Raw genomic sequence first — 21,463 nt, forward strand, 5'->3', positions numbered from 1 at the left:
GTGGACTTTCAGGCCTGTTCAATGCCCGTTTTTTGCGGCCACTGAGCAAACTGTCCGTCTTCCTCGATCAGTAATCTTGCCTACGTCTGCCAACGTCATGAATCAGTGGCACGTAAACACAAACCACCTCGCCACATTGTTGATGTGGTGTCGGACTCTTGGCGGGGAGCCTGTCCGGTTTGGTTGTTGCTTTCCCCCCGTTACACATGAACTTGCAACTCATCCAACACAGCTTGACGGTGCTCACCGGACAGACGCCGCAGCGAATGGCTCGCTTTCTGTTATCCACAGCCGCCCATGAAGCGCTAGAACATGGATGTATGTCCAAGCGCGCAAAGCAGATTTGCAGACTGTGCGATTTTTACCGGGCCCAAGGGCGAGCGACGTTACCTTTACCCCCTTCACAGGCTGCAGCCGACAAACCTGCGGTCTTGAGTAACAGCGCCATTTCGAAGATAGGCATTTTCCCCTTAATTTTTCTGACTAATCGGCTTTTTTGGCCGCTTTTAAATGAGTTTCCAAAGTGGTCCCTGATTTGCATCCTGGAGGATGGACAGGCTTGTACACCTGAGGAACCAGCCAGGCATTCAAGGAGTAGAAATGGCTAGCGCGAATTCTGCATTGCACCGTGGCTTGAGTACCCGGCATATCCGCTTCATTGCGTTGGGTTCTGCCATCGGCACAGGCCTTTTCTACGGTTCGGCGGCCGCGATCCAGAAAGCCGGACCCTCGGTCCTGCTGGCATACCTGCTTGGCGGCGCAGCCATCTACCTGACCATGCGTGCCCTGGGGGAGATGGCGGTGAGGACGCCGGTTTCCGGCTCCTTCGGACAATACGCCAGCACCTACCTGGGGCGTTTCCCGGGTTTCCTGACCGGCTGGAGCTACGCCTTCTCGATGCTCATGGTATGCCTGGCGGACGTCACCGCCTTTGGCGTCTACATGGGCCTTTGGTTTCCCGAAACCCCCAGGTGGATCTGGGTACTGAGCATCGTCCTGGGAATCGGCGCCTTGAACCTGTGCAGCGTCCGGGTGTTCGGCGAGCTGGAGTTCTGGCTGTCGCTGCTCAAGGTTGGTGCCATCGTGGCCATGATCGTCGGCGGCTTTACCCTGCTGTTCTTCGGCATCCAGCTCGGAGACGAACAACGCCGTGGGGGGCTGGGCAATCTCTGGGAGTACGGCGGTTTTTTCCCGAATGGTGTCGAGGGCATGATCGCCTCCTTCACCATTGTCATGTTCGCTTTTGGCGGAATCGAAGTCATAGGCATTACTGCCGGCGAGGCCAAGGATCCGCAACGCATGATCCCCAAGGCCATCAACTCGGTCCCACTGCGCATCTTGATCTTCTACGTGCTCACCTTGCTGATCCTGTTGACGCTGGCCCCCTGGTGGAGCATCGGTAACCAGGGCAGCCCGTTCGTGCAGATCTTCAGCAGCCTGGGAATAGATTCGGCGGCCACGGTGCTGAACATCGTGGTGATTTCCGCCGTGGTCTCGGCCATCAACAGCGATATCTTCAGTGCTGGACGCATGATGTACGGCATGGCGGCCATTGGTCAGGCGCCGGCGGTGTTTGCCAGTACGTCACGGTTCGGCGTGCCCTGGATGACTGTGCTCGTGATGTCCGTGGCGTTGTTGCTGGGAGTACTGCTGAACTACTGGATCCCGCAGGAACTGTTCCTGATCTTTGCTTCGTTGGTGACCTTTTCGGTGGTCTGGGTCTGGTTGATGATCCTGCTGTCGCAAATGGCCATGCGCCGCAGCATGAGCCAGAGCGAGATCGAAGCGCTGCACTTTCCAGTGCCCCTGGGCAACGTCGGGCAGATGTGCGCGGTGGTCTTCATGCTGTTTGTATTCGTGGTGCTGGGTGCCTTTCCTGATACCCGGCTGGCGTTGTATGTGGGAGTGGGCTGGCTGGCACTGCTGTCGCTGGCCTACTGGATCTGGATCAGACCGGACGCGTTGCACAGGGGGAGGACCGAGCCCTGCCTTGAAGCTCATGAATAGGGATACGTCCATGCGAACATTCGAGTTGCCGCCTGCCACAGTAGAAGCCTTCCAGCGCGACGGTGCGATCTGCATTCGTCAGTTGTTCAGCGCAGATGAAGTGGGGCTGTTGGAGCTGGGTATCGAACACAATCTGGCGCACCCCAGCGAGCGGGCCAAGGTCGCCAGCCAACCAGACGATCCAGGCTGGTTTTTCGAGGATTTCTGCAACTGGCAGGAGAACTCGGCCTATCGGCGGTTCATCTTCGAGAGCCGAGTTGGCCATGTGGCAGCCCAGTTGATGGGCAGTGAACACGTCAGGCTTTATCACGACCATCTGCTGGTCAAGGAACCCAATACCCGACAGCGCACGCCCTGGCACCAGGATCAGCCTTACTACAACGTTGAAGGGCAGCAGAACTGCAGCATGTGGATGCCCGTGGACCCAGTTGCGCGGGAGTCGACCCTGGAGTTTATCGCCGGCTCGCACCAGGGGCCCTGGCTGATGCCGCGAACCTTTATGGACAACCAGGCCAAATGGTTTCCGGAAGGCAGTTTGGCGGATCTACCGGATATTGAGGCCGATCGAGCCGCGTGGAGCATTCTTGGCTGGGACCTGCAGCCCGGGGATGCAGTGTTTTTCCACATGCTGACCTTGCATGCAGCCGGTGGTGTCGGTGGAGATCGGCGGCGGCGTGCCTTTTCCCTACGTTTTCTGGGCGAGGACATGCGACATACACCAAGGCCCTGGCGAACCTCTCCCGAGTTCCCCGGCTTGAGCGAGCAACTGCCAGCCGGCGCGCCTCTGCAGCATGAGCTATTTCCACAGATCTGGCCTCGGCAGCAGGCCTGAGCAAACGTTATCCACTGTTCGGCTCGGGGCGCTGTGGACAAACAACCCGACGGTACAAGAGTCCATGGTGTTCGGGCTTAAACATCAGGCATCACCGATAGACCTTCCCTGACAGCGGCGCCCCCTTACCGATCGATTATCCACAGACAGGTCAAAGACGACCTGTCTGCCTCGTTTATCTGACGTCTTTTGACTGAAGCTTTGCCGGAATCGATTCCCGCGAAGCCATTCGGCGTGGGCGTTTTTCAGCCAGAGCGGATGACTTCTGTGAATTAAGCCCTGTGAATAACTGCCCTTCAGCTCAGTTGATAACCTGGCTTCAAAGCTGAGGAAAACCATGTCTGTGGATAACCACCCCATTCATCCACAGGTTTAAAGCGCTTATCCAAGGGCCTCATTGGCACCTAACCACAGAGTTTAAAACCTCTGTACACATTGAATATAAAGGCCTGTAGAGATCTATCCACAGAAAGGCATGTGCATAAGAATAAACATAAAAACAAAGATTTAATAAATTTCTCTCTTTTAATTTCTATTGTCCGCCAGTCATCCACAGCTGGTTAAATTTTGTGCAAAGGGTTCTTTAGAAAGGTCGAAGTCCCTATACTTGCCGCCTTGGTCCAAAAACCAACCCGACAACTACTCCTAATTACTCCTACTTGAAGCAGGCACGAGGTGCGTGGTGGATTTCCCTTCCCGTTTTGAAGTGATCGTCATCGGCGGCGGTCATGCCGGTACCGAGGCAGCACTTGCATCAGCACGCATGGGGGCAAAAACCCTGTTGCTGACGCATAACGTGGAAACCCTCGGTGCCATGAGCTGCAATCCCGCGATTGGCGGCATTGGCAAAAGCCATCTGGTCAAGGAAATCGATGCCCTGGGCGGCGCGATGGCCATGGCTACCGATAAAGGCGGCATTCAGTTCCGCGTGTTGAACAGCCGTAAAGGCCCAGCCGTGCGCGCTACCCGCGCTCAGGCCGACCGCATTCTGTATAAGGCTGCGGTTCGCGAGATTCTTGAGAACCAGCCCAACCTGTGGATATTTCAACAAGCCGCTGATGACCTGATCGTTGAACAGGATCAAGTCCGCGGCGTTGTGACTCAGATGGGCCTGCGTTTCTTTGCGGAATCCGTGGTGCTGACCACTGGAACCTTCCTCGGTGGACTTATCCACATTGGCATGCAGAACTATTCCGGTGGCCGCGCCGGTGATCCGCCCTCGATTGCCCTGGCGCAACGTCTGCGGGAACTACCGTTGCGTGTCGGCCGCTTGAAAACCGGTACGCCACCGCGTATCGATGGCCGTTCTGTGGATTTCTCGGTCATGACCGAACAGCCTGGGGATACACCGATTCCGGTGATGTCGTTCCTGGGCTCGAAAGAACAGCATCCACAACAGGTCAGTTGCTGGATTACTCACACCAACGCCCGCACCCACGAAATCATCGCCTCGAACCTTGATCGTTCACCGATGTATTCCGGGGTCATCGAAGGCATCGGCCCGCGTTACTGCCCCTCGATCGAAGACAAGATCCATCGCTTTGCCGACAAGGAAAGCCATCAGGTGTTCATCGAACCTGAGGGCCTGACCACTCACGAGCTTTATCCGAACGGTATATCCACATCCTTGCCGTTCGACGTGCAGTTGCAGATCGTGCAATCGATCCGAGGCATGGAAAACGCCCATATCGTGCGCCCTGGTTATGCCATCGAGTACGACTATTTCGATCCCCGAGACTTGAAGTACAGCCTGGAAACCAAGGTGGTCGCTGGTCTGTTCTTCGCAGGCCAGATCAACGGTACTACCGGTTACGAAGAGGCCGGTGCCCAGGGGTTGCTGGCCGGGGCCAACGCTGCGCTGCGTGCTCAGGGCAAAGACAGCTGGTGCCCGCGTCGCGATGAAGCATACATCGGCGTATTGGTTGACGACCTGATCACCCTGGGCACCCAGGAACCCTACCGGATGTTCACATCCCGGGCGGAATACCGCTTGATCCTGCGTGAAGACAACGCCGACCTGCGGCTGACCGAAAAAGGTCGCGAGCTGGGGTTGGTGGATGACCTGCGCTGGGCCGCGTTCTGCAAGAAGCGTGAGGGCATTGCCCAAGAAGAGCAGCGCTTGAAGTCCACCTGGGTTCGCCCGGGCACCGATCAGGGCGATGCCATTGCGCAAAAATTCGGCACACCGCTGACCCATGAGTACAACCTGCTGAACCTGCTGAGTCGCCCGGAAATCGACTACGCTGGTCTGGTCGAAGTGACCGGGCAGGGCGCAGAAGATCCGCAGGTCGCGGAACAGGTCGAGATCAAGACCAAATACGCCGGTTACATCGATCGTCAGCAGGACGAAATTGCCCGTCTGCGCGCCAGTGAAGACACCAAACTCCCTGTGGATATCGATTACACCGGCATTTCCGGGCTGTCGAAGGAAATCCAGAGCAAGCTCGGTGCGACCCGGCCGGAAACCCTGGGCCAGGCCTCGCGGATCCCCGGCGTGACTCCGGCAGCGATTTCCCTGTTGATGATTCACTTGAAAAAACGCGGCGCGGGCCGTCAGTTGGAGCAAAGCGCTTGAGTTCAATGGTCACTTCGCAACACGCGGACGAGTTATCCACAGGTGCACGTCAGCTCGGTGTCAATCTGAGCACCACCCAGCACGAACTGTTGCTGGGTTACCTGGCCCTGTTGATCAAGTGGAACAAGGCTTACAACCTGACTGCGGTGCGCGATCCGGACGAAATGGTCTCTCGCCATCTGCTCGACAGCCTGAGCGTGATGTCGTTCATCGAAAACGGCCGCTGGCTGGATGTTGGCAGCGGCGGCGGGATGCCCGGTATCCCTCTGGCAATCCTGTTTCCCGAGTCGCAAGTCACCTGCCTGGACAGCAATGGCAAGAAAACCCGCTTCCTGACTCAGGTCAAACTCGAACTCAAACTGGATAACCTGCAAGTTATCCACAGTCGGGTCGAGGCCTTCACCCCTGAACAGCCATTCACAGGGATCATTTCCCGGGCGTTCAGCAGCATGGAGAACTTCACCGGCTGGACCCGCCACCTGGGCGACTGCGATACACGCTGGCTGGCAATGAAGGGCGTCCATCCCTCTGATGAGCTGTTAGCATTGCCGGCAGACTTCCACCTTGATAGCGAACACGCCTTGGCTGTACCCGGTTGCCAAGGCCAACGCCATCTGCTGATACTGCGCCGCACGGCATGATTGGGAACACAAGCAAGAATGGCTAAGGTATTCGCGATAGCGAACCAGAAAGGTGGCGTGGGCAAGACCACCACCTGCATCAACCTCGCGGCATCCCTGGTAGCGACCAAGCGCCGGGTGCTGTTGATCGATCTTGATCCACAGGGCAACGCCACCATGGGTAGCGGTGTGGATAAACACGGTTTGGAAAACTCGGTCTATGACCTGTTGATCGGCGAATGCGACCTGGCCCAGGCCATGCACTTCTCCGAGCACGGTGGTTATCAATTGCTGCCGGCCAACCGCGACCTGACTGCCGCGGAAGTGGTGTTGCTGGAAATGCAGATGAAGGAAAGCCGTCTGCGCAGCGCCCTGGCGCCGATCCGTGAGAACTACGATTACATCCTGATCGACTGCCCGCCGTCGCTGTCGATGCTCACCCTCAATGCCCTGGTGGCCGCCGATGGGGTGATTATCCCCATGCAGTGCGAGTACTACGCGCTGGAAGGCTTGAGCGACCTTGTGGATAACATCAAGCGCATTGCTGAACTGCTCAATCCGCAGCTCAAGATCGAAGGCTTGCTGCGGACCATGTTCGATCCGCGGTTGAGCCTGATGAACGATGTTTCCGCACAGCTCAAGGAGCACTTTGGTGATCAGCTCTACGACACCGTGATTCCGCGCAACATCCGTTTGGCCGAGGCGCCGAGTTACGGTATGCCGGCATTGGCGTACGACAAACAATCCCGTGGCGCGCTGGCCTACCTGGCCCTGGCGGGCGAGATGGTTCGCCGACAACGTAAACAATCCCGCGTCGCAGCCGCCCAGCCAACTTAAGGAATCCCCATGGCCGTCAAGAAACGAGGTCTCGGACGTGGACTGGATGCACTGTTGAGTGGTCCGACTGTCAGTGCCCTGGAAGAACAAGCCGTGCAAGCCGATCAGCGTGAACTGCAACACTTGCCGCTGGATCTGATCCAGCGCGGCAAGTATCAGCCGCGCCGTGACATGGATCCCCAGGCATTGGAAGAACTGGCGAGCTCAATCAAAAGCCAAGGCGTGATGCAGCCGATCGTGGTGCGCCCCATCGGCGCCGGTCGTTTTGAAATCATTGCGGGCGAACGCCGCTGGCGCGCCAGTCAGCAGGCGGGCCAGGAAACCATTCCTGCCATGGTTCGTGACGTGCCGGATGAGACCGCCATTGCCATGGCGCTGATCGAGAACATCCAGCGCGAAGACCTCAACCCCATTGAGGAAGCGGTGGCCCTGCAGCGTCTGCAGCAGGAGTTCCAGCTGACTCAGCAGCAGGTGGCCGAGGCGGTGGGCAAGTCCCGTGTCAGTGTGGCGAACCTGCTGCGTTTGATCGCGCTGCCTGAGGTGATCAAGACCATGCTGTCCCACGGCGACCTGGAAATGGGTCATGCCCGTGCCTTGCTCGGATTACCGGAAAATCAACAGGTTGAAGGGGCGCGACATGTTGTCGCACGAGGCCTCACCGTGCGCCAGACCGAGGCTCTGGTTCGCCAGTGGCTGAGTGGAAAACAGGAGCCTGCTGAACCGGTCAAGCCAGATCCGGACATCGCCCGCCTTGAGCAGCGTCTGGCCGAGCGCCTAGGCTCTGCGGTGCAGATCCGCCACGGGAAGAAGGGGAAAGGCCAGTTGGTGATTGGCTATAACTCCCTGGATGAGCTGCAGGGTGTTCTCGCCCACATCCGTTGAAACATTTCCTCATGTAGCGTGCAGTCGGAAATCACTACCCGGCAGTTGAATAGGGGCTGAACCGCCCCTATACTCTGCGCGCATTTTGTCGGCACAAATTATGCCAAGTTATTGAATTCTGGCAGCCGACCCTTGAGGAGCAAAGCGATGGAAACCCGCACGCCAAACCGCTTGCCGTTTCATCGTTTGGCGGTTTTTCCAGTTCTATTGGCTCAGTTGGTCATTTTACTGATAGCCGCTCTGGCGCTCTGGCAATGGCGTGGAGTCGTAGCCGGATACTCAGGCCTCTGCGGAGGGCTGATAGCCTTGCTACCCAATGTGTATTTCGCTCACAGGGCATTTCGGTTTTCCGGCGCCCGAGCGGCCCAAGCCATAGTCCGGTCTTTTTATGCCGGCGAGGCGGGCAAACTGATTTTGACTGCGGTGCTGTTTGCACTGACGTTTGCAGGTGTGAAGCCATTGGCGCCGCTGGCTGTATTCGGCGTCTTCGTGTTGACCCAACTGGTCAGCTGGTTCGCTCCCCTGCTTATGAGAACAAGACTTTCGAGACCTTAGGGCGTTTGAGGCAACCATGTCAGCAGAAACAACCGCTTCGGGCTATATCCAGCACCACTTGCAGAACCTGACCTTCGGTCAGCTACCCAATGGGAGCTGGGGCTTTGCCCACTCCGCAGCAGAAGCCAAGGAAATGGGCTTCTGGGCATTCCACGTCGATACCCTCGGCTGGTCTGTCGCACTGGGTGTGATCTTCATTCTTCTGTTCCGCATGGCGGCCAAGAAGGCGACTTCCGGTGTGCCGGGCGCTTTGCAGAACTTCGTTGAAGTCATGGTTGGCTTCGTCGATGGCAGCGTGAAGGACAGCTTCCACGGCCGCAGCCCGGTAATTGCGCCGCTGGCTCTGACCATTTTCGTCTGGGTGTTCCTGATGAACGCCATCGACCTGGTGCCGGTTGACTGGATTCCTCAGTTGGCCATGTTGATCTCCGGCGATCAGCACATTCCATTCCGCGCGGTTTCCACCACTGACCCGAATGCCACTTTGGGCATGGCGCTGTCGGTGTTCGCGTTGATCATTTTCTACAGCATCAAGATCAAGGGCATCGGCGGTTTCATCGGCGAGCTGACCCTGCATCCGTTCGGCAGCAAGAACATCCTGGTTCAGGCGCTGCTGATTCCAGTGAACTTCCTGCTGGAATTCGTGACCTTGATTGCCAAGCCGATCTCTCTGGCACTGCGTCTGTTCGGCAACATGTATGCCGGCGAACTGGTGTTCATCCTGATCGCTGTGATGTTCGGCAGCGGTCTGCTGTGGCTCAGCGGCATGGGTGTCGTTCTGCAATGGGCGTGGGCTGTGTTCCACATCCTGATCATCACCCTGCAGGCCTTTATCTTCATGATGCTGACCATCGTCTACCTGTCGATGGCACACGAAGAAAATCATTAAGACCAGTCTCGACTAGTCTGATGTCCCTCTCGTTGCGGCGAGAGGTGGCCCTTTTCGGGCTTGATGAAACGATTTGTTTTACCGCTTTAATCTAAAAAACCTAAACCATACGACGTAAAAGTCGGGAGGAAAGATGGAAACTGTAGTTGGTCTAACCGCTATCGCTGTTGCACTGTTGATCGGCCTGGGCGCACTGGGTACCGCAATTGGTTTCGGCCTGCTGGGCGGCAAATTCCTGGAAGGCGCTGCGCGTCAGCCAGAAATGGTTCCAATGCTGCAAGTTAAAATGTTCATCGTTGCCGGTCTGCTCGACGCCGTAACCATGATCGGTGTTGGTATCGCTCTGTTCTTCACCTTCGCAAACCCCTTCGTTGGTCAACTCGCTGGTTAATCACTCGAGTATTCGAGTTGATTGGTGTGACGGACAACGAACGAGCGAGGTGTTGGCGTGAACATTAATGCAACCCTGATTGGCCAGTCCGTTGCGTTCTTAATTTTTGTACTGTTCTGCATGAAGTTCATTTGGCCTCCGGTCATTGCTGCTTTGCACGAACGTCAAAAGAAGATCGCGGATGGACTGGACGCTGCCAGCCGAGCAGCTCGTGACCTGGAACTGGCCCAAGATAAAGCGGGTCAGCAACTGCGCGAAGCAAAAGCTCAGGCAGCTGAAATCATTGAGCAAGCCAAGAAGCGCGGTTCTCAGATCGTCGACGAAGCCCGTGAACAGGCTCGTGTCGAAGCTGAACGTGTGAAGGCTCAGGCTCAGGCCGAGATCGAACAGGAACTGAACGGTGTCAAAGACGCGCTGCGTGCCCAACTGGGTAGCCTGGCAGTCAACGGCGCAGAGAAGATCCTGGGTGCCACAATCGATCAAAACGCGCACGCAGAGCTGGTTAACAAACTGGCTGCTGAAATTTAAGCGAGGGCGATCATGGCAGAACTGACCACGTTGGCCCGACCTTACGCTAAGGCGGCCTTCGAGCACGCTCAGGCCCACCAGCAGCTGGCCTCTTGGTCAGCCATGCTCGGCCTGGCTGCAGCGGTGTCACAAGATGACACCATGCAGCGCGTGCTTAAGGCCCCGCGACTGACGAGCGCAGAAAAGGCCAACACTTTTATCGAAGTGTGTGGCGACAAGTTTGATGCACAGGCACAGAATTTCATTCACGTTGCCGCCGAGAACGACCGTCTCCTGCTGTTGCCGGAGATCGCCGCTCTGTTCGACCTGTACAAGGCCGAGCAAGAAAAATCGGTGGATGTGGATGTAACCAGTGCGTTCGCATTGAACCAAGAACAGCAAGACAAACTCGCCAAGGTTCTCAGTGCACGGCTCGGCCGGGAAGTGCGACTGCACGCTGCGGAGGATGCCAGCCTTATTGGTGGCGTCGTAATCCGCGCCGGCGACCTGGTTATCGATGGCTCGATTCGCGGCAAACTCGCGAACCTTGCCGAAGCATTGAAATCTTGAGTTTGAAGGGGCAGCAGAGCAATGCAGCAACTCAATCCTTCCGAAATAAGTGAAATTATCAAGGGCCGCATCGACAAGCTCGATGTGACCTCCCAAGCCCGTAACGAAGGCACTGTCGTCAGCGTATCTGACGGCATCGTGCGGATTCACGGTCTGGCCGACGTCATGTACGGCGAGATGATCGAGTTTCCGGGCGGCGTCTACGGTATGGCCCTCAACCTGGAGCAAGACTCCGTAGGTGCCGTTGTATTGGGCGCGTACACCAGTCTGGCTGAAGGCATGAGCGCCAAGTGCACCGGCCGCATCCTCGAAGTTCCGGTTGGTAAGGAACTGCTGGGTCGCGTAGTCGACGCACTGGGTAACCCAGTTGACGGCAAAGGTCCGCTGAACAACACCGAGACCGACGCGGTCGAGAAAGTTGCTCCAGGCGTGATCTGGCGTAAGTCGGTAGACCAGCCTGTACAGACTGGCTACAAGGCGGTCGATGCCATGATCCCTGTCGGCCGTGGCCAGCGTGAGCTGATCATCGGTGACCGTCAGATCGGTAAGACCGCTCTGGCGATCGACGCGATCATCAACCAGAAAGACAGCGGCATTTTCTGCGTCTACGTAGCGATCGGTCAGAAGCAATCGACCATCGCCAACGTGGTTCGCAAGCTGGAAGAAAACGGTGCCCTGGCTAACACCATCATCGTTGCTGCCAGTGCTTCCGAATCGGCGGCACTGCAGTTCCTGGCACCGTACTCCGGTTGCACCATGGGCGAATTCTTCCGCGACCGCGGTGAAGACGCGCTGATCGTTTATGACGATCTGTCCAAGCAAGCAGTGGCTTACCGCCAGATTTCCCTGCTGCTGCGCCGTCCACCAGGCCGTGAAGCCTACCCAGGTGACGTGTTCTATCTCCACTCCCGTCTGCTGGAGCGCGCATCCCGCGTTTCCGAAGAGTACGTAGAGAAGTTCACCAACGGCGCAGTGACTGGCAAGACCGGTTCCCTGACCGCTCTGCCGATCATCGAAACCCAGGCTGGCGACGTTTCCGCGTTCGTTCCGACCAACGTGATTTCCATCACCGACGGTCAGATCTTCCTGGAATCGGCCATGTTCAACTCCGGCATCCGTCCGGCTGTGAACGCCGGTGTTTCGGTATCCCGTGTGGGTGGTGCCGCTCAGACCAAGATCATCAAGAAGCTCTCCGGTGGTATCCGTACCGCTCTGGCTCAGTACCGTGAACTGGCGGCATTCGCCCAGTTCGCTTCTGACCTGGACGAAGCGACCCGTAAGCAACTTGAGCATGGTCAGCGCGTTACCGAGCTGATGAAGCAGAAGCAATATGCGCCGATGTCCATCGCCGACATGTCCTTGTCCCTGTACGCCGCTGAACGTGGCTTCCTGTCGGACGTCGAGATTGCCAAAGTTGGTAGCTTCGAACAGGCCATGATTGCTTACTTCAACCGCGATCACGCCGACCTGATGGCGAAGATCAACGTGAAGGGTGACTTCAATGACGAAATCGACGCTGGCCTGAAAGCCGGTATCGAGAAGTTCAAAGCCACCCAAACCTGGTAAGCCGCAGCGGGAGCCGCAAGGCTCCCGCTTGCTAACCTGATAGGTGTTACATGGCAGGCGCAAAAGAGATTCGCAGTAAGATTGCGAGCATCAAAAGCACGCAAAAAATTACCAGCGCCATGGAAAAAGTGGCGGTCAGCAAAATGCGCAAGGCACAAATGCGCATGGCTGCTAGCCGTCCTTATGCGGAGCGCATCCGCCAGGTTATTGGTCATCTGGCCAACGCCAACCCGGAATATCGTCACCCGTTCATGATCGACCGTGCTATCAAGCGCGTCGGTTACGTTGTGGTGAGCAGTGACCGTGGTCTGTGTGGTGGCTTGAACACCAACCTGTTCAAGGCCCTGGTCAAGGACATGGCGGTAAACCGCGAACAAGGCGTCGAGATCGATCTGTGTGTGGTCGGTAGCAAGGGTGCGGCCTTCTTCCGCAACTTCGGCGGTAACGTCGTTGCAGCTATCAGCCATCTGGGTGAAGAGCCGTCGATCAATGACCTGATCGGCAGTGTCAAGGTGATGCTGGATGCGTACCTGGAAGGCCGGATTGACCGCCTGTCCGTGGTATCCAACAAGTTCATCAACACCATGACCCAGCAGCCGACCGTGGAGCAGTTGATTCCACTGGAGGCCACCCCGGATCAAGAACTCAAGCACCACTGGGACTACCTCTACGAACCGGATGCCAAGGAGCTGCTGGACGGCTTGATGGTCCGTTACGTGGAGTCGCAGGTCTACCAGGCGGTGGTCGAGAACAACGCAGCTGAACAAGCCGCGCGGATGATCGCAATGAAGAACGCTACCGACAACGCCGGTGATTTGATCAGCGATTTGCAGCTGATCTACAACAAGGCGCGTCAGGCTGCGATCACCCAAGAGATCTCGGAAATCGTCGGCGGCGCTGCCGCGGTTTAACGGTTCAAATATTCAGAGGATCCAGCTATGAGTAGCGGACGTATCGTTCAAATCATCGGCGCCGTTATCGACGTGGAATTTCCACGCGACAGCGTACCGAGCATCTACGACGCCTTGAAGGTTCAAGGCGCCGAAACCACTCTGGAAGTTCAGCAGCAGCTGGGCGACGGCGTGGTGCGTACCATTGCGATGGGCTCCACCGAAGGCTTGAAGCGCGGTCTGGACGTCAACAACACTGGCGCAGCCATCTCCGTACCGGTCGGTAAAGCGACCCTGGGCCGGATCATGGACGTACTGGGCAACCCAATCGACGAAGCCGGTCCTATCGGTGAAGAAGAGCGTTGGGGCATCCACCGTCCAGCACCTTCCTTCGCAGAACAGGCAGGCGGCAACGACCTGCTGGAAACCGGGATCAAGGTAATCGACCTGGTTTGCCCGTTCGCCAAGGGCGGTAAAGTCGGTCTGTTCGGTGGTGCCGGTGTAGGCAAGACCGTCAACATGATGGAACTGATCCGTAACATCGCCATCGAGCACAGCGGTTATTCCGTGTTCGCCGGTGTGGGTGAGCGTACTCGTGAGGGTAACGACTTCTACCACGAGATGAAGGATTCCAACGTTCTGGACAAGGTTGCTCTGGTCTACGGCCAGATGAACGAGCCACCAGGAAACCGTCTGCGCGTAGCACTGACCGGCCTGACCATGGCCGAGAAGTTCCGTGACGAAGGTAACGACGTTCTGTTGTTCGTCGACAACATCTACCGTTACACCCTGGCCGGTACCGAGGTGTCCGCACTGCTGGGCCGTATGCCTTCCGCAGTAGGCTACCAGCCGACCCTGGCTGAAGAGATGGGCGTTCTGCAAGAACGTATCACTTCGACCAAACAAGGCTCGATCACCTCGATCCAAGCGGTATACGTACCTGCGGACGACTTGACCGACCCGTCGCCAGCGACCACTTTCGCCCACTTGGACGCCACCGTCGTTCTGTCCCGTGACATCGCTTCCCTGGGTATCTACCCAGCGGTAGACCCACTGGACTCGACTTCCCGTCAGCTGGACCCGAACGTGATCGGCAACGAGCACTACGAGACCGCTCGCGGCGTTCAGTACGTACTGCAGCGTTACAAAGAGCTGAAGGACATTATTGCGATCCTGGGTATGGACGAGCTGTCGGAAACCGACAAGCAGTTGGTATCCCGCGCTCGTAAGATCCAGCGCTTCTTGTCGCAGCCGTTCTTCGTGGCTGAAGTCTTCACGGGTTCTCCAGGTAAATACGTTTCCCTGAAAGACACCATCGCTGGCTTCAAAGGCATCCTCAACGGTGACTACGACCACCTGCCAGAACAAGCGTTCTACATGGTCGGCGGCATCGACGAAGCGATCGAGAAAGCCAAGAAACTGTAATCCCAGCGCCCGGCAACGGGCGCTAATTTAGGTTGAGGCAAGCAGATGGCTATGACAGTCCATTGCGATATCGTCAGCGCGGAAGGGGAAATTTTCTCCGGTCTGGTGGAGATGGTGGTTGCGCACGGTGAACTGGGTGATCTTGGTATCGCTCTAGGTCACGCACCGCTGATCACCAACCTGAAGCCAGGTCCGATCCGCTTGATCAAGCAGGGCGGGGAAGCCGAGGTGTTCTACATCTCCGGTGGTTTCCTCGAGGTTCAGCCGAACATGGTCAAGGTTCTTGCCGACACCGTGCAACGTGCTGCCGACCTGGACGAAGCCTCCGCTCAGGAAGCCGTCAAGGCTGCTGAGAAGGCCCTGAATGAAAAAGGCGCAGATTTCGACTACGGCTCTGCTGCTGCACGTCTGGCCGAGGCCGCAGCTCAGCTGCGCACCGTCCAGCAGATCCGCAAGAAGTTCGGCGGCTAAGCCGCAGGCTTTCTGTGCGATTGATTAGAAAGGGTAGCCTCGGCTACCCTTTTTATTTTCCGCCATTCACCCCCCTCTTGGTCGCAGTTTGACCTTCCAGGATTGGTAGCCAGTCATGTCTCTCGAAATCGTTATCCTCGCCGCAGGCCAAGGCACTCGCATGCGTTCGGCGTTGCCCAAGGTGCTTCACCCGGTCGCCGGCAACTCCATGCTCGGGCATGTTATCCACAGCGCCCGGCAGCTTGATCCACAGCGCATTCACGTGGTGATCGGCCACGGCGCGGATGCGGTGCGTGAGCGCCTGGTGGCCGATGATTTGAATTTCGTCTTGCAGGACAAACAGCTCGGTACCGGCCACGCCGTGGCTCAGGCTGTCCCCTTCATTACCGCCGACACCGTGCTGATCCTCTACGGCGACGTGCCGCTGATCGAAGTCGAGACTCTGCAGCGCCTGCTCAAGCAAGCGGGGCCGGAGCAACTGGGCCTGCTCACCGTCGAGCTGGATGACCCGACCGGCTACGGGCGCATCGTCCGTGACGCCAGTGGCAAGGTCACCGCCATCGTCGAGCAGAAGGACGCCGACGAAGCCCAACGCGCGATCACCGAAGGCAACACCGGGATTCTCGCGGTTCCCGGCGGGCGTCTCGGCGACTGGACCGGTCGCCTGTCCAACAACAACGCCCAGGGTGAGTATTACCTCACTGACGTGATTGCCATGGCAGTCAGCGACGGCCTGATCGTCGCCACCGAGCAACCCCACGACGCCATGGAGGTACAGGGCGCCAACGATCGCAAGCAATTGGCGGAATTGGAGCGTCACTACCAGTTGCGCGCTGCGCGTCGGCTGATGGCCCAGGGCGTGACCCTGCGTGACCCTGCGCGTTTCGATGTGCGTGGCGAGGTAACCGTTGGTCGCGACGTGCTGATCGACATCAACGTGATCCTCGAAGGCCAAGTGGTCATTGAAGACGACGTGGTGATCGGCCCCAACTGCGTGATCAAGGACAGCACCCTGCGCAAGGGCGTGGTGATCAAGGCCAACAGCCACCTCGACGGCGCGGTACTGGGCGAGGGCAGCGATGCCGGCCCGTTCGCTCGTCTGCGTCCCGGCACTGTGCTGGAGGCCCGTGCCCATGTGGGTAACTTCGTCGAACTGAAGAATGCCCACCTGGGCCAGGGCGCCAAGGCCGGTCACCTGACTTACCTGGGGGACGCGGTGATTGGCGCGCGCACCAACATCGGCGCTGGCACCATCACCTGCAACTATGACGGGGTGAACAAGCACAAGACGGTCATGGGCGAAGACGTGTTCATTGGTTCCAACAACTCACTGGTGGCGCCTGTGGATATCTCTTCTGGAGCCACCACGGCAGCCGGTTCCACCATTACCCAGGACGTAGCACCGGCCCAGTTGGCAGTGGGCCGCGCGCGGCAGAAGAACATCGACGACTGGAAACGGCCGGAGAAGATCAAAAAAGACTGAGGTTATCCACAGACCTGATTGGTCGGCAAGCCACTCCAGCAGTGGCTTGCCTGCGAATGCAAAACATCGTGGATGTGGATAACTCTTGAGCGGATATCTGGTTTTTTTGCGTCCTGCGCTTGACGAAGTTTCGATCATGGGTTTTTATTGCGCCCGTTATCTTTCGAATCGAAACTTAAGCCGCCATGTCGAAGCGCAACACTCCCCAACGTCGCCACAATATTCTCGCCTTGCTCAATGAACAGGGCGAAGTGAGCGTTGATGCCTTGGCCAAGCGTTTCGAAACCTCTGAAGTTACGATTCGAAAGGATCTGGCCGCCCTGGAAAGCAATGGTCTGCTGCTGCGTCGTTACGGCGGGGCCATCACCATGCCCCAGGAACTGGTCAGCGACCCGGCGCAACCGGTATCCCACGGCAAGCAAGCCATCGCTCGGGCCGCCGTGCAGCGCATCCGTGAACATGCGCGCATCATCATCGACAGCGGCAGCACCACCGCCGCAATGATCCCTGAACTGGGCCTGCAACCGGGGCTGGTGGTGATGACCAATTCGTTGAATGTGGCCAACGCCCTGAGCGAGTTGGAACACGAACCGGTGCTGTTGATGACCGGTGGTACCTGGGACCCGCATTCCGAGTCTTTCCAGGGGCAGGTGGCCGAACAGGTTCTACGCTCATACGATTTCGACCAGTTGTTCATTGGGGCTGATGGTATCGACCTGGCCCGAGGCACCACCACCTTCAATGAGCTGCTGGGATTGAGCCGGGTGATGGCCGAAGTGGCCCGCGAAGTGGTGGTGATGGTCGAGTCCGACAAGATCGGCCGCAAGATTCCCAACCTGGAGCTGCCATGGAGCAGCATCCATACCCTTATTACCGATGATCGCCTGCCTTGTGAGGTCCGCGACCAAATCCAGTCCCGCGGCATAACCCTGATTTGCGCGGCTGTCAGCTAGGAGAGAAACCATGTGTGGAATTGTTGGCGCCGTTGCTGAACGCAATATCACCGCCATTTTGCTGGAAGGCCTCAAGCGTCTTGAATACCGTGGCTACGACAGCGCCGGTGTCGCGGTCTACACCAACGCCGGCAAGCTTGAACGCATGCGCCGTCCGGGCAAGGTCAGCGAATTGGAACAGGCCCTGATCAGCGAGCCGCTGGTCGGCCGTCTGGGCATTGCTCACACCCGCTGGGCCACCCATGGCGCACCGTGCGAGCGTAACGCTCACCCGCATTTTTCCGGCGACCTGGCGATCGTGCACAACGGCATCATCGAGAACCACGAAGCCCTGCGCGCGCAGCTCAGCGCCCAGGGGTACGCGTTCACCTCTGACACCGACACCGAAGTCATCGCCCACCTGCTGGACCACAAGCTCAAGGAGCTGGGTGATCTCACTGTAGCCCTCAAGGCCACCGTGAAAGAACTGCACGGCGCCTACGGCCTGGCGGTGATCAGCGCCAACCAGCCGGACCGCTTGGTCGCAGCCCGCAGCGGCAGCCCATTGGTGATTGGCCTAGGCCTGGGAGAGAACTTCCTCGCTTCCGACCAACTGGCTCTGCGTCAGGTCACCGACCGCTTCATGTACCTGGAAGAGGGCGATATCGCTGAGATTCGCCGCGACAGCGTGCAGATCTGGGACATCGACGGCCAGGCCGTGGAGCGTGAAGCGGTGCAGTACCGCGACGGCGCCGAAGCGGCAGAGAAGGGCGAGTACCGCCACTTTATGCTCAAGGAAATTCATGAACAGCCGTCCGTGGTGCAGCGCACCCTGGAAGGCCGCCTGAGCGCCAATCAGGTGCTGGTCCAGGCCTTCGGTCCACAAGCCGCCGAGCTGTTCGCCAAGGTGCGCAATGTGCAGATCGTCGCCTGCGGCACCAGCTACCATGCCGGCATGGTCGCCCGTTACTGGCTGGAAGAACTGGCCGGCATCCCCTGTCAGGTGGAAGTGGCCAGCGAATTCCGCTACCGCAAGGTGGTGGTGCAGCCCGACACCCTGTTCGTGACCATTTCCCAGTCCGGCGAAACCGCCGACACCCTGGCGGCCCTGCGCAACGCCAAGGAGCTGGGTTTCCTCGCCAGCCTGGCGATCTGCAACGTCGGCATCAGCTCCCTGGTGCGTGAGTCCGACCTGACCCTGCTGACCCAGGCCGGCCGCGAGATCGGCGTGGCCTCGACCAAGGCCTTCACCACCCAGCTGGTGGGCCTGCTGCTGCTGACCCTGTCCCTGGGCCAGGTGCGTGGCACCCTGGCAGCCGGCGTCGAAGCCGAACTGGTGGAAGAACTGCGGCGCCTGCCGACCCGCCTGGGCGAAGCCCTGGCCATGGACGGCGTGGTGGAAAAGACCGCCGAGCTGTTCGCCGACAAACATCACACCCTGTTCCTCGGTCGTGGCGCCCAGTACCCGGTGGCGATGGAAGGCTCGCTCAAGCTCAAGGAGATTTCCTACATCCACGCCGAAGCCTACCCGGCCGGTGAGCTCAAACACGGTCCCCTGGCGCTTGTGGATAACGACATGCCGGTGGTCACCGTGGCGCCGAACAACGAGCTGCTGGAAAAGCTCAAGTCCAACCTGCAGGAAGTGCGGGCTCGTGGCGGCGAGCTGATCGTGTTCGCCGATGAGCAGGCCGGCATGACCAATGGCGAAGGCACCCACGTGATCCAGATGCCGCACATCCACGACATCCTCTCGCCGATCCTCTACACCATCCCGCTGCAGCTGCTTTCCTACTACGTTGCCGTACTCAAGGGCACCGACGTCGACCAGCCGCGCAACCTCGCCAAGTCAGTGACGGTGGAGTGAGTTATCCACAGCTGATTGCACCGCAGCGCTGAACCCAACCCGAAAAAGTCCCAGTCTGCACACCGACCGGGACTTTTTCATTGCTCTGTGGAAAACCTATGCAGTTGCGTTTTTGTCATGGATGGACGATTGCTTTGCTGTTGGCTGTTCTATTGCTCGGCGGGCTGACGCCGGTGCTGTCCAACAGCCTGTTGCTGATGATGGACCGGCACAACTTCATTCCTGCTGAATCGTCGATCTGGACCTTTGATCCGACTCTGATCAATCAGGGCTCTTCTTCCTATTGGTTGTACGGGGAAGATCGGCAGTTCTATTTCTATTTTTCCTACGCTGAAGATCAACCTTACCGGCTGATTGCCAAGAACAACCCGTGCCCGGGATTCGATCGGCACGATGTCGGCACCTGGTGTCTCCCCTGAAATCGGGGACCTGGATTATGCTGCGGAGGGCCCGGCGTCCCAGCCCCGGGGCGCTGACAGCCGAGGTAGGCAATGGACAGGTTCCAGGAAATGCAGGTGTTCGTGTGTGTCGCTCAGGAGCAGGGCTTCGCCGCTGCCGCGCGGCGTCTGAACTTGTCGGCTGCCAGCGTGACTCGGGCGGTTGCGGCCCTGGAACAGCGAATCGGCACTCAACTGTTGGTCCGCACCACCCGCCGTGTGCACCTGAGCGATGCCGGGCAACGTTATCTGGAGGATTGCCGGCGCATTCTGGCCGAGGTCCAGGATGCCGAGGCCTCGGCCGCCGGTATCCATGCTCAGCCCCGGGGCCAGTTGACCCTGACCGCGCCGGTGTTGTTCGGCGATTTGTTCGTCACGCCTCTGCTGGTGCGCTACCTGCAACGTTATCCACAGGTGAGCGTCAACGCCCTGTTGCTGGACCGGGTGGCGAACATGGTGGAGGAGGGCATCGATGTGGCGGTGCGCATCGGCGAGCTGGCCGACAGCGGTCAGCACAGTATCCGTGTTGGTGAGGTGCGCCGGGTGGTGTGCGCCGCGCCGCAGTTCCTGGCGGCCCATGGGCGTCCGCAACATCCCGATGAGCTGCGCCAGGCACCGGTGATTGCGCCCTCGTCCATTGGTCAGACACGCAATTGGCAGTTCAATGACAACGGCCGGGTACTGAGCGTGCGGCCCGACCCGCGATTGCTGGTCAGCGCCAATCAGGCGGCTATCAGTGCCGCCTGCCTGGGCTTGGGGCTGACCCGGGTGCTGTCCTATCAGGTCGCCGGCCAGGTTGCGGCGGGGCAGTTGGAAATCGTCCTCCAGGCCTTCGAGCTGGCGCCCTTGCCGATCCATGTGGTGTACCAGGGCGGGCGCAAGGCGCCGGCGCGGGTGCGCAGCTTCGTCGACTTCGCCGTGCAGGCCTTGCGAGAACACCCATCGCTCAATCCCTGATCGGCTTTATTGCGCTGGATGAAAGGATGGATTGCGATTTCTGGTGATTCTGTTGTTTTTCTCCGAGGACCAAGATAGGGCTCCCAGCGCGGCACTTCGACCGCGCCTCGTTAGCGGAGTCGACCATGTCTCAGCCACCTATCAAGTTCTACAACTTTCCCCGTTCCGGGCATGCCCATCGGGTCGAACTGATGCTGTCCCTGTTGGACCTGCCCTGCGAAACCCTATTGGTTGACCTGGCCAAGGGCGCTCATAAGCAGGCGGACTTCCTCGCCCTCAACGTCTTTGGCCAGGTGCCGGTGATCGATGATCAGGGCGTGGTGCTGGCCGATTCCAACGCCATCCTGGTGTATCTGGCCCAGCGTTATGGGCAGGGCCGCTGGTTGCCCAGCGATCCCGTGGGCGCGGCTCAGGTGCAGCGCTGGCTGTCGGTGGCGGCAGGACCGATCGCCTTTGGGCCGGCGGCGGCGCGGCTGATCACGGTGTTTGGCGCCTCGTTCAATGCCGAGGAAGTCATCGCCCGGGCCCACGCCTTGCTCAAGATCATGGACCAGGAGCTGGCGAGCCGGCCCTTCCTGGTAGGGCAGGAGGCAACCATTGCCGATGTCGCGGGCTACAGCTACATCGCCCACGCCCCGGAAGGCAACGTGTCACTGGAGCCTTACCCCCATGTACGGGCCTGGCTGGCGCGGATCGAGGCGCTGCCCGGTTTTGTCCCCATGCCGTCCACTGCGGCGGGTTTGAAAAGCGCCTGACGGCGGATCCGGCGGAGG

The 21,463-nt window shown here is 58.8% G+C and carries 21 protein-coding genes; all 21 read left to right on the forward strand.

The features are described from left to right. Positions 1-600: 600 nt before the first annotated feature. The 21 genes from PLD_RS14945 to PLD_RS15045 all read left to right on the forward strand — a co-directional run bounded on the left by PLD_RS14945 (position 601) and on the right by PLD_RS15045 (position 21,445). Positions 601-2,007 (forward strand): amino acid permease, encoded by a 1,407-nt coding sequence (locus PLD_RS14945; protein ID WP_159893969.1) that lies wholly within the window; start codon positions 601-603, stop codon positions 2,005-2,007. A 10-nt stretch (positions 2,008-2,017) separates the two neighbouring features. Continuing rightward, entirely contained in the window at positions 2,018-2,839 is an 822-nt protein-coding gene (locus PLD_RS14950) for a phytanoyl-CoA dioxygenase family protein (protein ID WP_159893971.1), read from the forward strand. A gap of 682 nt (positions 2,840-3,521) precedes the next feature. Then, positions 3,522-5,414, forward strand: a complete 1,893-nt coding sequence (mnmG, locus tag PLD_RS14955) for a tRNA uridine-5-carboxymethylaminomethyl(34) synthesis enzyme MnmG (RefSeq protein ID WP_159893973.1) — start codon at positions 3,522-3,524, stop codon at positions 5,412-5,414. Between the two features lie 5 nt (positions 5,415-5,419). Continuing rightward, complete coding sequence (rsmG, locus tag PLD_RS14960; RefSeq protein ID WP_178116224.1) at positions 5,420-6,055, forward strand: 16S rRNA (guanine(527)-N(7))-methyltransferase RsmG; 636 nt, start codon at positions 5,420-5,422, stop codon at positions 6,053-6,055. Between the two features lie 18 nt (positions 6,056-6,073). Continuing rightward, complete coding sequence (locus PLD_RS14965; protein WP_159893977.1) at positions 6,074-6,871, forward strand: ParA family protein; 798 nt, start codon at positions 6,074-6,076, stop codon at positions 6,869-6,871. A gap of 9 nt (positions 6,872-6,880) precedes the next feature. After that, complete coding sequence (locus PLD_RS14970; protein ID WP_159893979.1) at positions 6,881-7,753, forward strand: ParB/RepB/Spo0J family partition protein; 873 nt, start codon at positions 6,881-6,883, stop codon at positions 7,751-7,753. A gap of 147 nt (positions 7,754-7,900) precedes the next feature. Continuing rightward, positions 7,901-8,308: a F0F1 ATP synthase subunit I gene (locus PLD_RS14975; protein ID WP_016964883.1), complete on the forward strand. Its 408-nt coding sequence runs from the start codon at positions 7,901-7,903 to the stop codon at positions 8,306-8,308. Between the two features lie 16 nt (positions 8,309-8,324). Continuing rightward, the gene (gene atpB, locus PLD_RS14980) at positions 8,325-9,197 is read left to right on the forward strand and encodes a F0F1 ATP synthase subunit A (RefSeq protein ID WP_159893981.1); all 873 of its coding nucleotides are present in this window, start codon (positions 8,325-8,327) and stop codon (positions 9,195-9,197) included. A gap of 133 nt (positions 9,198-9,330) precedes the next feature. Then, positions 9,331-9,588, forward strand: a complete 258-nt coding sequence (gene atpE, locus PLD_RS14985; RefSeq protein WP_002555987.1) for a F0F1 ATP synthase subunit C — start codon at positions 9,331-9,333, stop codon at positions 9,586-9,588. A gap of 57 nt (positions 9,589-9,645) precedes the next feature. Next, entirely contained in the window at positions 9,646-10,116 is a 471-nt protein-coding gene (locus PLD_RS14990) for a F0F1 ATP synthase subunit B (protein WP_011064385.1), read from the forward strand. A gap of 12 nt (positions 10,117-10,128) precedes the next feature. Then, on the forward strand, positions 10,129-10,665 hold the full coding sequence (locus PLD_RS14995; protein ID WP_102862413.1) for a F0F1 ATP synthase subunit delta: 537 nt from the start codon (positions 10,129-10,131) through the stop codon (positions 10,663-10,665). Between the two features lie 21 nt (positions 10,666-10,686). Then, positions 10,687-12,231: a F0F1 ATP synthase subunit alpha gene (gene atpA / locus PLD_RS15000; protein ID WP_159893983.1), complete on the forward strand. Its 1,545-nt coding sequence runs from the start codon at positions 10,687-10,689 to the stop codon at positions 12,229-12,231. A gap of 50 nt (positions 12,232-12,281) precedes the next feature. Beyond that, positions 12,282-13,142: a F0F1 ATP synthase subunit gamma gene (atpG, locus tag PLD_RS15005; RefSeq protein ID WP_011064382.1), complete on the forward strand. Its 861-nt coding sequence runs from the start codon at positions 12,282-12,284 to the stop codon at positions 13,140-13,142. Positions 13,143-13,169: 27 nt separating this feature from the next. After that, on the forward strand, positions 13,170-14,546 hold the full coding sequence (atpD, locus tag PLD_RS15010) for a F0F1 ATP synthase subunit beta (RefSeq protein WP_011064381.1): 1,377 nt from the start codon (positions 13,170-13,172) through the stop codon (positions 14,544-14,546). A gap of 45 nt (positions 14,547-14,591) precedes the next feature. Beyond that, entirely contained in the window at positions 14,592-15,017 is a 426-nt protein-coding gene (locus PLD_RS15015; RefSeq protein WP_011064380.1) for a F0F1 ATP synthase subunit epsilon, read from the forward strand. 115 nt (positions 15,018-15,132) lie between these two features. Beyond that, on the forward strand, positions 15,133-16,500 hold the full coding sequence (gene glmU / locus PLD_RS15020) for a bifunctional UDP-N-acetylglucosamine diphosphorylase/glucosamine-1-phosphate N-acetyltransferase GlmU (RefSeq protein ID WP_159893985.1): 1,368 nt from the start codon (positions 15,133-15,135) through the stop codon (positions 16,498-16,500). A gap of 185 nt (positions 16,501-16,685) precedes the next feature. Next, positions 16,686-17,453 (forward strand): DeoR/GlpR family DNA-binding transcription regulator, encoded by a 768-nt coding sequence (locus PLD_RS15025; protein ID WP_159893987.1) that lies wholly within the window; start codon positions 16,686-16,688, stop codon positions 17,451-17,453. Between the two features lie 10 nt (positions 17,454-17,463). After that, a complete protein-coding gene (gene glmS, locus PLD_RS15030; protein ID WP_159893989.1) occupies positions 17,464-19,296 on the forward strand; it encodes a glutamine--fructose-6-phosphate transaminase (isomerizing) in 1,833 nt (610 codons plus the stop codon). 98 nt (positions 19,297-19,394) lie between these two features. Beyond that, positions 19,395-19,715: a hypothetical protein gene (locus PLD_RS15035; RefSeq protein WP_159893991.1), complete on the forward strand. Its 321-nt coding sequence runs from the start codon at positions 19,395-19,397 to the stop codon at positions 19,713-19,715. Positions 19,716-19,787: 72 nt separating this feature from the next. Then, positions 19,788-20,690 carry a LysR family transcriptional regulator gene (locus PLD_RS15040; RefSeq protein WP_159893993.1) on the forward strand — a complete coding sequence of 301 codons (903 nt, stop codon included), beginning with the start codon at positions 19,788-19,790 and terminating at the stop codon, positions 20,688-20,690. Positions 20,691-20,815: 125 nt separating this feature from the next. Beyond that, positions 20,816-21,445: a glutathione S-transferase family protein gene (locus PLD_RS15045; RefSeq protein ID WP_159893995.1), complete on the forward strand. Its 630-nt coding sequence runs from the start codon at positions 20,816-20,818 to the stop codon at positions 21,443-21,445. Positions 21,446-21,463 lie beyond the last annotated feature (18 nt).

The organism is Pseudomonas sp. LD120, from assembly GCF_009861525.1.
In the GTDB taxonomy this organism is placed as follows: domain Bacteria; phylum Pseudomonadota; class Gammaproteobacteria; order Pseudomonadales; family Pseudomonadaceae; genus Aquipseudomonas.

Coding starts and splice junctions, on each gene's coding strand:
- PLD_RS14945 (WP_159893969.1), top strand. CDS start 601: ATGGCTAGCGCGAATTCTGCATTGCACCGTGGCTTGAGTACCCGGCAT.
- PLD_RS14950 (WP_159893971.1), top strand. CDS start 2,018: ATGCGAACATTCGAGTTGCCGCCTGCCACAGTAGAAGCCTTCCAGCGC.
- rsmG (WP_178116224.1), top strand. CDS start 5,420: ATGGTCACTTCGCAACACGCGGACGAGTTATCCACAGGTGCACGTCAG.
- PLD_RS14965 (WP_159893977.1), top strand. CDS start 6,074: ATGGCTAAGGTATTCGCGATAGCGAACCAGAAAGGTGGCGTGGGCAAG.
- PLD_RS14970 (WP_159893979.1), top strand. CDS start 6,881: ATGGCCGTCAAGAAACGAGGTCTCGGACGTGGACTGGATGCACTGTTG.
- PLD_RS14975 (WP_016964883.1), top strand. CDS start 7,901: ATGGAAACCCGCACGCCAAACCGCTTGCCGTTTCATCGTTTGGCGGTT.
- atpB (WP_159893981.1), top strand. CDS start 8,325: ATGTCAGCAGAAACAACCGCTTCGGGCTATATCCAGCACCACTTGCAG.
- atpE (WP_002555987.1), top strand. CDS start 9,331: ATGGAAACTGTAGTTGGTCTAACCGCTATCGCTGTTGCACTGTTGATC.
- PLD_RS14995 (WP_102862413.1), top strand. CDS start 10,129: ATGGCAGAACTGACCACGTTGGCCCGACCTTACGCTAAGGCGGCCTTC.
- atpA (WP_159893983.1), top strand. CDS start 10,687: ATGCAGCAACTCAATCCTTCCGAAATAAGTGAAATTATCAAGGGCCGC.
- atpG (WP_011064382.1), top strand. CDS start 12,282: ATGGCAGGCGCAAAAGAGATTCGCAGTAAGATTGCGAGCATCAAAAGC.
- atpD (WP_011064381.1), top strand. CDS start 13,170: ATGAGTAGCGGACGTATCGTTCAAATCATCGGCGCCGTTATCGACGTG.
- PLD_RS15015 (WP_011064380.1), top strand. CDS start 14,592: ATGGCTATGACAGTCCATTGCGATATCGTCAGCGCGGAAGGGGAAATT.
- glmU (WP_159893985.1), top strand. CDS start 15,133: ATGTCTCTCGAAATCGTTATCCTCGCCGCAGGCCAAGGCACTCGCATG.
- PLD_RS15025 (WP_159893987.1), top strand. CDS start 16,686: ATGTCGAAGCGCAACACTCCCCAACGTCGCCACAATATTCTCGCCTTG.
- glmS (WP_159893989.1), top strand. CDS start 17,464: ATGTGTGGAATTGTTGGCGCCGTTGCTGAACGCAATATCACCGCCATT.
- PLD_RS15035 (WP_159893991.1), top strand. CDS start 19,395: ATGCAGTTGCGTTTTTGTCATGGATGGACGATTGCTTTGCTGTTGGCT.
- PLD_RS15040 (WP_159893993.1), top strand. CDS start 19,788: ATGGACAGGTTCCAGGAAATGCAGGTGTTCGTGTGTGTCGCTCAGGAG.
- PLD_RS15045 (WP_159893995.1), top strand. CDS start 20,816: ATGTCTCAGCCACCTATCAAGTTCTACAACTTTCCCCGTTCCGGGCAT.